Source organism: Pleionea sp. CnH1-48 (assembly GCF_024124665.1).
Classification (GTDB): domain Bacteria; phylum Pseudomonadota; class Gammaproteobacteria; order Enterobacterales; family Kangiellaceae; genus JAMXSB01.
Map to the genome: position 1 here is coordinate 126,528 of NZ_JAMXSB010000006.1, position 14,709 is coordinate 141,236.

At 44.4% G+C, this 14,709-nt stretch carries 15 protein-coding genes; 4 read left to right on the forward strand and 11 right to left on the reverse strand.

The window, feature by feature from the left end:
• Positions 1 to 20: 20 nt before the first annotated feature.
• The 6 genes from NH399_RS10965 to NH399_RS10990 all read right to left on the reverse strand — a co-directional run bounded on the left by NH399_RS10965 (position 21) and on the right by NH399_RS10990 (position 6,209).
• Positions 21 to 1,481 carry an aminoacyl-histidine dipeptidase gene (locus NH399_RS10965; RefSeq protein WP_253040273.1) on the reverse strand — a complete coding sequence of 487 codons (1,461 nt, stop codon included), beginning with the start codon at positions 1,479 to 1,481 and terminating at the stop codon, positions 21 to 23.
• A 104-nt stretch (positions 1,482 to 1,585) separates the two neighbouring features.
• A complete protein-coding gene (gene tilS, locus NH399_RS10970; protein ID WP_253040274.1) occupies positions 1,586 to 2,923 on the reverse strand; it encodes a tRNA lysidine(34) synthetase TilS in 1,338 nt (445 codons plus the stop codon).
• 205 nt (positions 2,924 to 3,128) lie between these two features.
• Positions 3,129 to 4,085, reverse strand: coding sequence for an acetyl-CoA carboxylase carboxyl transferase subunit alpha (gene accA / locus NH399_RS10975; protein WP_253040275.1), 957 nt, complete (start codon positions 4,083 to 4,085; stop codon positions 3,129 to 3,131).
• A gap of 286 nt (positions 4,086 to 4,371) precedes the next feature.
• Positions 4,372 to 4,782, reverse strand: coding sequence for an FHA domain-containing protein (locus NH399_RS10980; RefSeq protein WP_253040276.1), 411 nt, complete (start codon positions 4,780 to 4,782; stop codon positions 4,372 to 4,374).
• A gap of 276 nt (positions 4,783 to 5,058) precedes the next feature.
• Positions 5,059 to 5,880, reverse strand: a complete 822-nt coding sequence (gene queF / locus NH399_RS10985; protein ID WP_253040277.1) for an NADPH-dependent 7-cyano-7-deazaguanine reductase QueF — start codon at positions 5,878 to 5,880, stop codon at positions 5,059 to 5,061.
• A complete protein-coding gene (locus tag NH399_RS10990; RefSeq protein WP_253040278.1) occupies positions 5,880 to 6,209 on the reverse strand; it encodes a DUF1820 family protein in 330 nt (109 codons plus the stop codon). The genes queF and NH399_RS10990 overlap by 1 nt, the downstream gene beginning before the upstream one ends.
• Positions 6,210 to 6,453: 244 nt before the next feature.
• Between NH399_RS10990 and NH399_RS10995 the strand changes: the two genes are divergently transcribed.
• Positions 6,454 to 7,047 carry a class I SAM-dependent methyltransferase gene (locus NH399_RS10995; RefSeq protein WP_253040279.1) on the forward strand — a complete coding sequence of 198 codons (594 nt, stop codon included), beginning with the start codon at positions 6,454 to 6,456 and terminating at the stop codon, positions 7,045 to 7,047.
• Positions 7,048 to 7,530: 483 nt separating this feature from the next.
• Here NH399_RS10995 and NH399_RS11000 read toward each other — a convergent pair whose 3' ends face one another.
• Positions 7,531 to 8,760: a nucleoside recognition domain-containing protein gene (locus tag NH399_RS11000; RefSeq protein WP_253040280.1), complete on the reverse strand. Its 1,230-nt coding sequence runs from the start codon at positions 8,758 to 8,760 to the stop codon at positions 7,531 to 7,533.
• Between the two features lie 100 nt (positions 8,761 to 8,860).
• On the opposite strand from NH399_RS11000, the gene NH399_RS11005 reads away from it, so the two are divergent.
• The gene (locus NH399_RS11005; protein WP_253040281.1) at positions 8,861 to 9,652 is read left to right on the forward strand and encodes a glycerophosphodiester phosphodiesterase family protein; all 792 of its coding nucleotides are present in this window, start codon (positions 8,861 to 8,863) and stop codon (positions 9,650 to 9,652) included.
• Positions 9,653 to 9,661: 9 nt separating this feature from the next.
• Here the strand turns inward: NH399_RS11005 and NH399_RS11010 are convergent, their stop codons facing one another.
• The 4 genes from NH399_RS11010 to NH399_RS11025 form a co-directional block, all read right to left on the reverse strand.
• A complete protein-coding gene (locus tag NH399_RS11010; protein WP_253040282.1) occupies positions 9,662 to 10,618 on the reverse strand; it encodes a hypothetical protein in 957 nt (318 codons plus the stop codon).
• 11 nt (positions 10,619 to 10,629) lie between these two features.
• Complete coding sequence (locus NH399_RS11015; RefSeq protein WP_253040283.1) at positions 10,630 to 11,208, reverse strand: DUF3379 family protein; 579 nt, start codon at positions 11,206 to 11,208, stop codon at positions 10,630 to 10,632.
• Complete coding sequence (locus tag NH399_RS11020) at positions 11,205 to 11,750, reverse strand: RNA polymerase sigma factor (protein ID WP_253040284.1); 546 nt, start codon at positions 11,748 to 11,750, stop codon at positions 11,205 to 11,207. The genes NH399_RS11015 and NH399_RS11020 overlap by 4 nt, the downstream gene beginning before the upstream one ends.
• A 128-nt stretch (positions 11,751 to 11,878) precedes the next feature.
• Positions 11,879 to 12,187, reverse strand: a complete 309-nt coding sequence (locus tag NH399_RS11025; protein ID WP_253040285.1) for a DUF2007 domain-containing protein — start codon at positions 12,185 to 12,187, stop codon at positions 11,879 to 11,881.
• Between the two features lie 141 nt (positions 12,188 to 12,328).
• Between NH399_RS11025 and NH399_RS25925 the strand changes: the two genes are divergently transcribed.
• Together NH399_RS25925 and NH399_RS11035 are read left to right on the forward strand one after the other, a co-directional pair.
• A complete protein-coding gene (locus NH399_RS25925) occupies positions 12,329 to 13,909 on the forward strand; it encodes an ATP-binding protein (RefSeq protein WP_253040286.1) in 1,581 nt (526 codons plus the stop codon).
• A gap of 18 nt (positions 13,910 to 13,927) precedes the next feature.
• On the forward strand, positions 13,928 to 14,599 hold the full coding sequence (locus NH399_RS11035; RefSeq protein ID WP_253040287.1) for a response regulator: 672 nt from the start codon (positions 13,928 to 13,930) through the stop codon (positions 14,597 to 14,599).
• The last annotated feature ends 110 nt before the right edge of the window (positions 14,600 to 14,709 follow it).

The following is a 14,709-nucleotide window of genomic DNA, read 5'->3' on the forward strand; positions in this document are numbered from 1 at the left end:
TTTCTTAACTGTCTCAGATCTTAAGACTTAACGGGAATGTTTTTTAAAACATCCAACAGATAATCCCAAAACTTACTCACCGACTCGATATGCACTTTTTCATCAGGTGAGTGTGCATGGCGAATCGTAGGTCCAAAGGAAATCATATCCCAATGCGGATAAGGATAACTTAATAGGCCACACTCTAAGCCAGCATGAATGACTTTGACTAAAGGCTGCTTACCAAAAAGTGCTTCATAACGCTCCATCATCAAGGTAAGGATCTTTGATTGAGCATTCGGCTTCCACCCTGGATAAGCACCACTGATCGAGACTTCTGCATTAGCATTTTTAAACGTTGCCGCCACACAGCGCGCCAAATCGTCACGAGCACTGTTTGACAAACTGCGAACCAGAGACAACACCTTCACATGCTCATCTTCTGTTTTCACTACTGCCATGTTATTCGATGTTTCAACGATACCATCAAATTCGTCACTCATACGCGAAGGACTGCTGATGCAGGCGGCAACCGAGTGAATAACAGGCATCGTAGAGGCAACAGTATACACTTGTTCTGGCAATGGGATCTCTTTGAATTCCATGGAGAAAGCAGGTTCAACAGAGCCATACTCTTTTTTGATGACTTCGATAAACGATGCCATAGCAGACTGCAACGCATCCATATTTTCTTTCGCAACCACAAGCCTAGTAAAAGATTCTCGCGGAATCGCATTACGCAGAGTGCCGCCGTTAAAAGAAAATACTCGCGCATCAAGTGCTTCGAAGTGTTCTAACAAGAATCGATTAATCAGCTTATTGGCGTTGCCACGATTCTTATCGATATCTAGCCCAGAATGACCACCGCGCAATCCACGGACAGCAATTTCTATCGCAGTCTGATTTTCTGTTACTGGTTCCCACTGCATAGGGATCAGTGCTGTGACATCCACACCACCTGCACAGCCTACATACAGCTCGCCTTCATCTTCCGTATCCATATTCAATAAGATATCGCCATTCAAATACCCAGGCTCCAATCCACCGGCTCCAGTCATTCCCGCTTCTTCATCAATGGTTAACAAAAGCTCGAGAGGCCCATGCTCGATACCTTCCGTTGTCATCACAGCCAGAGCAGCAGCTACGCCAATACCATTGTCAGAACCTAATGTTGTTCCATCAGCAGTCACCCATCCATCTTCGATTAAGGTTCGAATAGGATCGGTCAAGAAGTCGTGATCAGAATCCGCATTTTTTTGCGGGACCATATCCACATGTCCCTGCATCACCACACCCGCGCGATCTTCCATGCCTGGCGTCGCCGCTTTACGAATAATTAAGTTACCAATTTTGTCACGAAAGTGTTCAAGTTTATGTTCATCACATAAAGCTTCCAGTGACTGTAAAATAGCTTCTTCATGTTTTGAAGGTCTAGGGACTTGAGTCAGTCGCTCGAATATTTGCCACAATGGTACAGGGCTTAACTCAGCAATCGTTTGCAAAATATTAACCTCATTTTAATGCTTAATAAATTTTGATAGATACCCAAAGTATTTCAAGGTGCAGCCAACACCGCTGCAACTTGAAAGGCGACGAGTATACATGCCTACAAAAGCGCTTCGTTCTGGTTAGCAATAAAAGAAAAAGCAATGCCCTCTTCTTTTTCTGTTACCAACATGGAGCTTTCGTAAAACAACCCAACAACAGCAACCAGCTGATCGTTGTAATAAACTAACGGAAGCGCGTTGCGAACCCAGGGCGGTATGCCTGCTTCCTGAAAGACTTTTTTTAAAGACTGACTATGGGCTCGATAATGAGGGTGGCACTTAACCCCCATACGTCGACTCACTATGTGAACCGACTCATGCGCATGTGGTTTACGAACTGCAACTTCTGCTCCAGCAACACAGCGCAGCGTCTGATTCAGTTCTGCAATCCATAAAGGATGTTTGAGTTCGCTCCAAAGGTATTCGTAGTCAGTTGCCGTAACGGCTGACTGATGAAGTAAATAAAGAGCTTGTGCCGACTGTTTAAATAACCAATCCCCCCAGGTCAATTCCGCAGACTGCTCGCTAGAACACGACGCCAGTTGACGCAAAAACTCACTCAGTTGCATATCCGTCGGTAGGTAATGCGATTTCGAGCTCGCCCAGTATCTAAGGAGGTTTTTTTGACGTGAACGGGACAACTGATTCAGCCGCACAATATCCAGTGATAAGGAATGATGAGAAACACGCTTCCAATCATCAAGTGCCAGCTCTTGTAGAAGCTCTTCGGTTTCATTCATGTGCTCGCAAAATCTGCCAAGAGATTTTCGATAGCCAGGCCAGTGCTTCTCAAACTGTGGCATCACCTGATGGCGTAACCAGTTACGACGTAGGTGAGTGTCTTCATTAGAAGGATCGTCTACCCAGACAATACCTTTGTCTTGAGCTAAGGTTTCGAGTTCTGAGCGTGGAGTCGATAACAATGGACGCATAACCTGAAATTCATTGCGCGTCGTTTCGGGCTTCATTGCGGCCGCCCCTTTGACGCCAGTCCCACGTAATAGATTCAGCAACAAAGTTTCGGCTTGATCATCTTGATGGTGACCCAGCCACAACCAGTCTCCCACACACAGGTGTTGATCAAACACTTGCCACCGAGCCGCGCGCGCGGCCGCTTCTAATCCGTCACCGGATGCATCTACCGATACTTTTGTAATCGTCAACTCAACATCTAAAGACCGACATAAAGACTCGCAATGTGCTGCCCACTGGTCAGCTTCATCACTTAACCCGTGATGAACATGAATGGCTTCTAAAGTAACAGACTCCGGGCAAAGATCTGCCAGCAGATACAGTAAGACAGACGAATCCACACCACCACTCAGGCCAACCACCCAGCGGGAATCGGGCAAAGCTTGTTGCACAATGGGTAGTAATGTCGTTTGAAGGTTACTCATGGGCACAATAGTACACAGGCTGTCTGCCTGTGTACATCGCGATTATCCCCGTCGCCTTTCAAGATGCAGCGATGTTGGCTGCGCGTACTCACCCCAATCACTTAGTCTATCTAAGCTCAGGGGACTCGCATGCTGGCCGCCTACCTGCATTGGGTATAGATAAGAGTGATGTCTTTGACTCTAAGACAGTACATAGAGGTAAGAATTATGATTCAAACTCACCAAAAGACATAAGGCGGCTGTAACGGCGGTCCAACAAATCTTCAACAGTCAATGCTTGCAGATCACGCAGATCATCCAACAAACGTTGCTTAAGAGATTGACTGATTTGTGGAACATCTCGGTGAGCGCCACCTACAGGCTCAGAAATGATGGAATCAATCAGGTTCAGCTGTTTTAGGCGCTGAGCCGTGATCCCCATTGCTTGCGCTGCTTCCTGCGCTTTGGTTGCACTCTTCCATAAAATAGAAGCACAACCTTCTGGCGAAATAACCGAGTAAGTTGAGTACTGCAACATATTAACGCGATCACCAACACCAATAGCTAACGCACCACCGGAGCCGCCTTCGCCAATAACAGTACAAATAGAAGGTACTTTTAGACCCGCCATGACTTTAAGGTTACGAGCAATGGCCTCACTCTGACCGCGCTCTTCTGCGCCAACGCCAGGATAAGCACCAGGAGTGTCGATAAAGGTAATAATCGGCAATTTAAACTTTTCTGCCATTTCCATCAGGCGCAATGCTTTGCGATACCCTTCAGGGCGTGGCATACCAAAGTTGCGGCGAATCTTTTCTTTCGTATCCCGACCTTTTTGATGACCAATAACCATAACCGGTTGGCCTTCCAAGCGAGCAGTTCCGCCAATGATCGCCCAGTCATTAGCGTAAGTACGATCACCACACAGCTCATCAAAATCGGTAAAGATATGATCGAGGTAGTCTTGGGTATAAGGGCGCTGAGGGTGTCTGGCTAGTTGAGCAATCTGCCAGGCATCCAGATCAGAAAATATCTGATCCATCAGCTCTTTGCTCTTTTTCTGCAGACGGGCGATTTCTTCTGTTATGTTAATTTCAGAATCACTGCCAACTAATCGTAATTCTTCGATCTGTGCTTCTAGTTCTGCGATTGGACGTTCAAATTCAAGAAAATGCTGGCTCATGCTCTATCACTTCTCTTCGAGTTAGCAGGTTGTGTTGAGTCTGGTACACGCTACCATAGCAAACCATTCAGGCGCACGCTCTGGTTTGTTACATATTTTAATCGTTTGTGGGCGTCACTTTAGACCAGCAAACACAACAACAATTTATTAATACAATATTGGCTGGCTATTCTAACGGCTTTGGCAATATATTCAAACGTATTACAGGTTGTCAGAGCAGTCATTGATAACGGCGATATTTCAGTCACCTAAGCAGTTCCTTTGCTTTCGACTCATGAATACCTGATCACTTTTTATCCTTTAAATAGAAAACACCTGGTAACCAGGATTTTTTTATTTGCTGAGTTTTTTCCAGCGCAGACTTTTCTTCATCCACAAAGCGGAAGTTATTGAGCCCAATAACCAGTAGATCATTGTGCTTTAACTCAGCCTCATCGATCTTTTTGTTGTTCACATAAGTACCATTCGTACTGCCTTGATCCACCACTCGATAACGGCAATCAAGGTCGCTCTGTTGATGCTCCTCTTGCTCATACTCTTCTTCACACTCAATGTGGAGCTGGGCATGATGATGGCTCACAGACGGATCATCCAAAAAGATATCACTGCCCGGTGATCGGCCAATGGTCAGACAATCGTCTTTTAATGCAAAGCGGCTACAAGACTGGCTGTCTTCCATCAATACCAGATAAGCCATGAATCTCTCCTCACAATTAAACAATTCAATGTTCTTTCAATCAATATAATCGGATTTGGCAGCACAAAGCTTTACCCGAGTCACAGTTTTACAATGTCTTAATATTACTGACTCAGGAATGAGAAACAGATTCAATCTCTCTTCACTGTTTGTTGAAATACCTCACAAAAAACCTGTGATTTTTATCTCATATTTAGAATTTGAAGATGAGGTTTGGGATAGGAAAATGAAGACAAACCAGTCAGTGATCACTCACCACTGACTGATTTCATAACATTATTGACGTGACATTCTAGCGAAAGGCAACTGTGTAGCGTGGTTACTGCGCCAAGGATTGATGTCCAAACCACCACGACGAGTGTATCGTGCGTAGACGGTGAGTTTCTGTGGTTGGCAATAATGCATCACATCTTGATAGATACGTTCAACACACTGCTCATGGAACTCATTATGATTACGAAAAGACACCAGATATTGCAGCAGGCTTTCATGGTCTATGGCAGCCCCCTCATAAGCAATAAACACACTGGCCCAATCCGGCTGAGAAGTAATCAGGCAATTGCTCTTTAAAAGATGAGAATACAGCTGCTCAGATACTTGTTTTCCACCGTCAACACAGCGCAACAAATCAGGCGCATAGTCATACTGTGAACACTCTACTGATAACTCATCGAGGCACAGGCCATTAAACGTCGTGATCCCTTTGGTCTGAAACTCATCGACAGTGTACAAAGTGATATCAAGCTCAGCTCCAATGGCAGCGGCAAGATCTCGATGCAAGCAGGCTTTAACCTGCGACCAGTCAGCAAATTGATTTTGATTAAACGAGTTTAAGTACAGCTTAAAAGATTTCGACTCGACAATAGCGGGAGAATTACAGGGGATCTCAAACAAGCCAATAGCAACCTGAGGTTTACCAAGTGAATCCAGCCAGGACATCTCATAGGCAGTCCAACTGTCCTTGCCATTAAAAGGCGCCGGATCGGCCAAGCCTATTTCGGTACGCTTCTCTTCGCGAGCAATGGGAAACAGCAACTCAGGGTCGTAGCGATCGGGGTACTCGGTGTTTTTACCTAATGGAATATCATCCAGGTTCATTAGTCGGCTCCACCCGGCTTATTCATTGGCATAGGAAAAGGCGTCACCACATTACCTGCAGCGTCGGAGATTTTTGCCACTCCCTGCTGCTCAACTTCATCGATTCGAATAACCGAATGCATCGGTATATAACTTCGCTTTACGCCTTCAAATTCAGCTTTCAGTTTTTCTTCGGCGGGATCGACCACAACCTGTGTGCGCTCGCCAAACAACAACTCTTCTACTTCTATAAAGCCATACAGCTCACTTTGAACAATGCTACGAGCATATATCTCGTAGGTTTGCCCTTGATTTACAAAGAGAATCTTGTAAACCGGCGACTTACTCATAAATTTAAATCCTGTTACTGCAAAGGCCGAATTTTAACATGAAGTAAAAAGAATGCATCAGGGCTTATGCCGCTTTCTATCATCACCTCGACTGAAACTAAGAGGGGTTAATCCCATTTTTTGTTCTTCTGCGTTAGAATGTCACTTATATAAAGCAATGACACTTCGCTCGTTCTGCCGTGCCAAATAACATCAAGCTGCGGCGGTCACTATCAACCGAAAATTAACAGACTCAAATAACACTATGCCATCGAAAAACCCTGAACTAGCCAAAATTCGTGAACCCATCCAATTTGCCACTGAGTTAAGAGGCTTCCCACTTAACTTCACCACGACCTGGGGTATTTTTTCTCCCAGAGAAATCGATGAAGGTACACGCTTGTTGCTCGAATACCTCGACATAGCTCCCGACGCTCACTGTTTCGATTTGGGATGTGGCTATGGCCCCTTAGGGATTACTATGGCCAAAATGGCTCCACAAGGCAGTGTCATTATGGCCGATAAAGACTTTGTGGCTGTGGATTACGCCAATCAGAACGCCAAAAACAATCATGTACCTCACGCAAAAGCCATGCTGGGTAATGGCTTTGAGCAGCTCAACAAAGAAAAATTTGATGTAATTGTGTCTAATATTCCTGCCAAAGTAGGCAATGAGATGCTCACTCTATTTTTGCACGACGCTTACGAACACCTGAATCCTGGTGGTCGATTTTATGTGGTTACCATCAACGGATTGCGCCAATTTATGAAGCGAAACTTCAATGAAGTGTTCGGAAATTTCAAAAAGCACAAACAGGGCAAAAATTATACCGTTTCGAGTGCCCAAAAAGAGTCATAATTGACCAGATCCCACTGTTATTAAACCGTAATATTCTTTCCACAATAACTGTGGATAACTTTGGGGGAAACTTTTATACAAATGCCTTCAGCCCCCATAACTACACGATCTTCTACAAATTGAGCATTTTTTAACCAGTTTTAAAAAATGCTTATTTTTCAATAAGTTATATTTAAAGAGTGCTTTGTTCAATGATCAATCGGATCGAATAAAGCTTGTGCAAAGCGCAAAAAATATTTGCCAGATTTCTGTGGATTACTATTGACAACAAGTGTCATTTTCTGGATCTGAGCACTGTCATCGTTTTGTTATATTGTGATTTATTCACAGAATAAAGATGCCGTAACCCTTGGAACGAAAGTAGCTACTGACTCACGTGCTTTTAATGTAAAACAGGATATTTATTAACCAAGATATCTCAAAACAAAAAGTCGCTTTTTTAACCCAATCATCACAGGATAAAAACCGAATTTTAGAGCCACCTTAACTTCCAAAAAACCAATAACTCACAACAATGGCAGCAATCACTCCAGCAGCATCGGCCACCAATCCGCAACCAAGGCTATGACGGATCTTTTTTATTCCCACCGCTCCAAAATATACGGTTAGCACATAAAAAGTGGTTTCGGTGCTACCCTGAATAGTTGCCACCAGCCGACCCACAAATGAATCCACTCCATGGGTATTCATGCTTTCTAACATCATGGCTCTGGCACCACTGCCAGAAAAAGGTCGCATAAATGCCGTCGGCAGTGCATCAACAAATCGCGCATCGCCGCCCAATGTAAGCACAAGCTTGCGCACACCTTCACTCACTACATTAAGTACGCCGCTGCTACGCAATAACCCAATGGCCACCAACATGGCGACCAGATAAGGCATGATTTTAACAGCTAGATGAAAACCTTCTTTCGCCCCATCAATAAACACGTCATAAACAGCCACCCTGCGCCATAAAGCCATTGCAATAAAATAACAGATAATGAATAACAGCAAGCCATTGCCAATAGCACCAGATACCACCGTCATTTGCTCAACTGGCATTGAGTGCAGCCAATAGATCAGTGAGCCAACGATGGTTGCAGCGGCCAGAAAATATCCCAGGAGCACCGAATCAACAAAACGTATTCTTTGTATCAACATCACCACCGACAGGCCAATAAATGTCGATGCAGAGGTCGCCAGAAGCAACGGCAAAAATACATCAGCAGGATTCACCGCACCAAGCTGTGCTCGGTACATTAAAATAGTGACAGGAAACAGTGTGACCGCAGAAGTATTGAGGACCAAAAACAAAATCTGCGCATTGGTCGCAGTATCAGGCGTTTTATTCAGGGTTTGCAGGCTTTCCATTGCTTTAATGCCTGCGGGCGTTGCCGCATTATCAAGGCTGAAGATGTTAGCAGCAATGTTCATCGTAATATGCCCAAATGCCGGATGCCCTGCCGGAACCTCCGGCATGAGCCGCCTCAACAAGGGCTCCAATAGACGAGCGATGCTGGATAAAACGCCAGACACCTCAGCAATCTTGAGTATTCCCATCCAGAAACATAAAAGTCCCACTAGCCCCAACGCTATCTCGATACTGAGTTTTGACATCTGAAAAACGGATTCCAGCATGCGGCTAAAGATGGCAATGTCGCCATTAACCAGCCAGGAAAAAATAGCCGCAACAAAGGAAATTAAAATGAAGCCTGCCCAAAGTAGATTCATAGACCTTCTTTTATTCTTTTTTATTTAGATGAATTTCATGTATTTGCAACGCTGAGCTGATAACCTTAGCGGTAAGGCATCTGATACTCAAATAAAAAACATGCGACTAACGGACATTTTTGCCAGTTTCCCGCAGCAGATCGCTCACCGAGGGCTTAGTAGTCTGGCACCAGAAAATACACTGGAAGCATTTGCTGTTGCAGCAAGAGCAGGCTATTCATGGATCGAATGCGATGTGAAATTGAGTGCCGATGATCACCCTATGCTATTTCATGATGACTACTTAAGTCGAACCACGGATCATACCGGGTTGTTTGTTGATTATGGTCGCTGGGAACTACAGAGTTTTGACGCAGGAAGCTGGTTTTCGGATCGTTTTAAAAATGCCTGCATTCCCACTTTGCGTCAGGCATTGTTAGCTTGCAATCGTTTATCGCTAGGCATGAATCTGGAAATAAAACCGAACGCAGGACAGGACACGCTGACCGCTCAACAAATAGAAGCCACCCTAAAAAAAATGGACAAGCACCCCGATATTTTATTGTCTAGCTTTTCCGTTGAAGCACTTCAGTATTGTCAGGAGCAGATGTCACATATACCTCGAGCGCTCTTACGTAGCGGCGAGGCATGCAATAACACTTTCGATAACTGGATGCTCCAGGCGCAACGGCTCAACTGCGTTGCGCTCCATATAGAACATAAAAGTTACCGCCCCGGTATGGCACAGCAGTGTCATCAGCAAGGATTATCGCTGCTCGTCTATACCGTCAACCAAAACACTCAAGCCAGTACCTTACTCAATCAAGGTGTCACCTCAATCTTTACAGATATCACCTTAAATTTAGAACCTCAGTTTAACCAATCTATTGAGTTGGCGTACCAACCAGCTTAAAGCTGCTTCTTAAGGTTTCTTTTTGGATGTTGTGGCTTCGTTCTCTACATGCAGAGACCAGTAACTCTCTCTGTCTGTAGCATCTGGGTTAATAACTGCCGAAACAACATAAGCATCACCACACTTAACATCCAGAATCAGCTCAGCACGACGGAAACGAGGTTTGCGAATTCTACGCTGGAATTTCTCGTTCACAACAATCAAGTGGCGGCCAGCAGCCAATCGATATTCGTCTCGCTCAAGAACATTTTTGCCGTTAATGCTCACTATCGATACAGCGTGTCCACGCGCCGTGGTTCCGGTGGAAGACGAAATACGTGTCGTATCACTTTCCAGAGTCGCACAGGGCTCCCCCAATTCATTGGCATCACCATACACTTTAGGTTCAACCTTAAACCCAGGCACCGTAAAAGCTGTAGCGCGACCAGAGAAGTTAAGCTCAGCTCCATCACGTAGCAGGGTCATCGTAAAGCTTTGCTCAGGCGGCAAACCTTTAAGATGCTGTGACAACAATTTGGGCGCAACCCAATTACCATCAGCATCCAACTGTTGATTGTCGGCTAAAGAAACATTGTCTACACGCACAATAATATCTCCACTGCGAACACCCAGTGTCGCCATAATACTGCTAGGTGTTACCGCAATAACGGGCACCCCATTGGCGTGAATGTATTCAGGATCGTAAGAAAAAACTAAGCCATAACGAATAGCCGAGTAACTTTTTTGTTGATAATGAAAGTTATTAATGTCGACGCCTTTCGCAGCCAACTCTTGATACAGCTCCAGCATTTGTAGCTGCCAGCGCTCCAGTATTGGTTGGATGGCTTTTTGCTGCTTTTCATTCATTACAGACGTTTTGTATGGGACGCCGTGAGCACTGTTTGTCCAGTCATCATCGAGGGAATAAACCGTGTTTGCAAAAAGGACCACAAATCCCCAAAAAAAAGTACGAGTTAATCGAGTCATCACTAAAATCCTTATATCGATTCAATTTTTTGAGGGTTGTGTTTAAATCGAACCATTTTTTGTAACAAGCTAACGCGTTGCTCCCACAATGACTGAATATGAGAAAACTCAGCCTTGTTCTGATACGCTCGTTGTAGTTCATCATCAATGGCAAATAGTTGCTGTCGAAACTCTACAAAATAAAGCTTAGAATTAACCAAGTTCAACTGAGAGCTAGATAGCTGGGTCTCTAATTGCTGAGACTGGTGCATCAAGGCTTGAATTTGCAGTTGTTGAGCTTGATTTTGATTGAGGCTAAACCACTGCGCACCAATAATCATCATTAAGGACGCAGCAATAGCTAACGAAAACATATTACGTCGCTTGTATTTTTGACGACGTAGACTGCGTTGCCTGCGCTCAGCAATGCCACTCCATAAATCTCTTTCTGGTGCGACAGAAAGCTCGGTTTTCATTTGTCGAAATAACTCAAGCATTTGTTGGTATTCATGATGACACTGTGCACACTCTTGCAAATGTTCTCGAGCGTTATGGTCGAGATTGTTACGGGCTAAGTGCACAATTTCATCATGAGAAAAATGTCTGTTCATTTAGGGCTAATCCATGATTTTAATTGCTTTAAACTTCTAGATACTGTCGATTTAGAAAAACTTTCGGTCAGCGCAAACATCTCGGCGATCTCTTTATGCGTCATGCCTTCAACTACATAGAGATAAACCACTCTTTGAGCCTGTTCCGGCAGTCGTTCCATTACTCTTCGAATATCTTTTTCTGCTCCCCATTGAGCATCGTTTTCAACCTGGTCGAGCAAAAGTTCTATTTCTTGCTCACTGTTACCATCCCAACGTCGAGCATTTCTCAAATGAGAGATGCACTGATTGGCAAGAATCTGACGTACCCATCCCCATAGCGATGAGTCACCCCGAAACTGATGAATTTTGTTCATGACCTTAATAAAAGCTTCCTGAACTAAGTCCTCTGCTTCGGCAGGGTTTCTAACCATTGACAGTGCCAGCGAATACATCGGCTTTTCGAGATGGCGGTATATGCGATTCCACGCAGACATATCGCCACGTTTCGCCGCTGCCAGAGTAAGATCATCAAAAGCACTCACTGGATCATTCATTTTCATTTATTGTTGTATTTACCTATATTGACGGCTCAAGTAGTCAAAGAGTCGCAAAAAAATGACAACCTACAAGAATAGGATTAACGATAATTAGGTGGATAAACCTCGGTAGTTCAATAATTACTCAGCAGTTATGAAGGTTGAGCCTGGCAGTTCCAGCAATATTCAAACTCTCTGCCATTGTCTTCATGGCAAGACTGGCAAGTCCACTCTTCAGCCTCTTCGATGGTAGAGCCCGTATACTGTTCAATAATGGAACTGGCTCGAGACCATTGCTCTTCACTGACATATAACTCAACCTGAGCCATATCGACGGGCAACTCACCCAATGCTCCGGCAAGCATTTCTCCCTTCAAAAACACTTCGATTCCATCCCTTTCCAGTAATCCTTTTAAAGTGTGAGCTTCAATCACATTGGCGCAACTGGTTAATCGCTTCATAATAGTTAAACTTATCTAGAGCCTGCTCATATTAATCAAATATGCAAATATTGTGGAATTTAAAGGGGCTGAGATGATCCATCAGACACTTCGCGTTATATTAGTACGAATTTTCCCAGCAAGATAGACGGTCTATAGTAAGTGGCAATAAGTATAAAATACAAGCTATTTCTGGTCATAATGCTGGCTACCAGTTTTATCACGATCAGTATGTACTTATTGATGCAATGGAGCTTCGATCGTGGCTTTCTGGAATACGCAAACACCAAGGAACAACAACACCTGGACTACTTCTCAGAAGCTCTCGCAGATGAGTATCGCAACCAGGGAAGCTGGGATTTCGTCCGGCAACAACGTCAGTTATGGCGCGCTTTGATTGAAGAGTCACAACCAGACAATCGAGCAATGGGCTATCGCTCGCCACTAAGAGAGCTAGAAAACCAGAGTTTTTCGCCACCTCATCGGCGCAAAGATGGACATCGTCCACCTTCTCATCGACCTCCTAGAGACGCACGTCCTCGTGACAGAAGTAGACGCCACGATAAAGGCAGTCGTCCGCCACCCAGATTTGACGGACGCCCACCACCTGGCAAGCGCCCTCCTCCTGGCAAGCGCCCTCCTCCTGGCGCAGAGCGTAATGGATTTCATCAACGAATATCACTCTTTGCCAGTAATAAAGTGCTGATCTTTGGCCCCAACGTTAAAGATCTCGATAAACCCATGACGCCCGTTTTATTGGACGGGACCACCATTGGGTATCTATCTCTAAAAAAGCGTCAACAGCTTTCGGAAGCGAATGAGCTGCTCTTTTTGGAGCAACAGAACGAGACACTGCTGACCATTGCGGGTATCGCTCTCGCCATTTCTTTGTTGCTTGCACTGCCACTGGCGAGCCATATCGTTAAGCCCATTAAAAGTTTGACGCGCTCAACCAAAGAACTGACATCAGGATTTTATAAAACTCGAACCAAAGTCAGCACCCAGGACGAAATTGGTAATTTGTCGCGAGACTTTAATATCCTTGCACAAACTTTGGAAAATAACGAAGAGGCGCGCCAACGATGGATTGCTGATATTTCTCACGAGTTAAGAACGCCTCTGTCTATCTTGCGTGGTGAGATCGAGGCGATTATTGACGGTATTCGTAGTTCAGATCACCGATCAATGGAATCGTTGCTGCAAGAAGTTGTTCAGTTATCCCGTCTGGTCAATGATTTGTATGAACTGTCTCTATCGGATCTCGGCGCACTTGATTATCGTAAAGAAGATATCAATCTTATTGATGTTCTAGATAGTTGTGTTGATAATTTTGCCAGCCAGTTGAGTGAAAAATCCATTGAGCTCAATAAGCACTATCCATCTCAAAGAAAAATAGTGGTTCATGCTGATCGAGAGCGATTGCGTCAATTGTTTATCAATCTGCTAAAGAACACCAAACGCTATACCGATGAACAAGGCCAACTTGATATAAAAGTTCAAATCAAAAAGCGACAGGTCTTCATCTACTTTATGGACTCAGCCCCCGGGGTACCAGAAAAATCAATCAACAAACTATTTGATCGACTCTATCGTGTAGAATCCTCGCGCAATCGAGCTCATGGCGGCGCCGGATTAGGGTTGGCGATATGCCAAAACATCGTCGAGGCCCACCAGGGAGAGATTAATGCAAAAGCCTCTCCTTTAGGCGGCTTATGGATTACAATACAACTACCTCTACTTTGATGGATGATAAAAGCGATTATGTCTGCGCAGAATGTTTTGATCGTTGAAGACGAACTAAAAATTGCCAACCTGTTAAATGACTATCTGACTGCGAGTGGATATGCTTGTCAAATTATAAGCAACGGCCTGGAAGTTGTTCCGGCGATTAAGCAGTCACCTCCTGATTTGTTACTACTCGATCTGATGCTACCCGGTAAAGACGGCCTGGATATCTGCCGAGAAGTGCGCCAGTTTTCCGAACTGCCGATCATTATGGTCACAGCAAAAATAGAAGAGATAGATCGTCTGCTGGGTTTAGAGATTGGCGCCGACGATTATATTTGCAAGCCTTTTAGTCCGAGAGAAGTAGTCGCCAGAGTCAAAGCTATTTTGCGTCGTCTATCGACACCCAAACCGACGATCTACGATGGACTTTTGCTCAATGACGATCATCATCAAGCCTCATTCAATGGCTTACCAATAGAGTTAACAGCCATTGAATTTCGCCTGCTAAAAATTCTTTCGCAAAACCCAGGACAAATTTTTTCTCGAGATCAACTCATTGATCGCATTTATGATGATCGACGGATTGTCAGTGGTCGCACTATTGATAGTCATATCAAAAAACTGCGCAAAAAGTTACTCGAACATACCCAGCAAGAAAGTATCCACTCGGTTTATAGCGTTGGGTATAAGTTTCTTCTCGACTAGGTTTGTCTATCTTTGATAGAGACTTTCTAATACCAATTCTACTCTAAAACGTGAAGGTGTTCACAAACGCCTTTACGTTTGCACCGAGTTTGCACAATTCCTCCCTATTT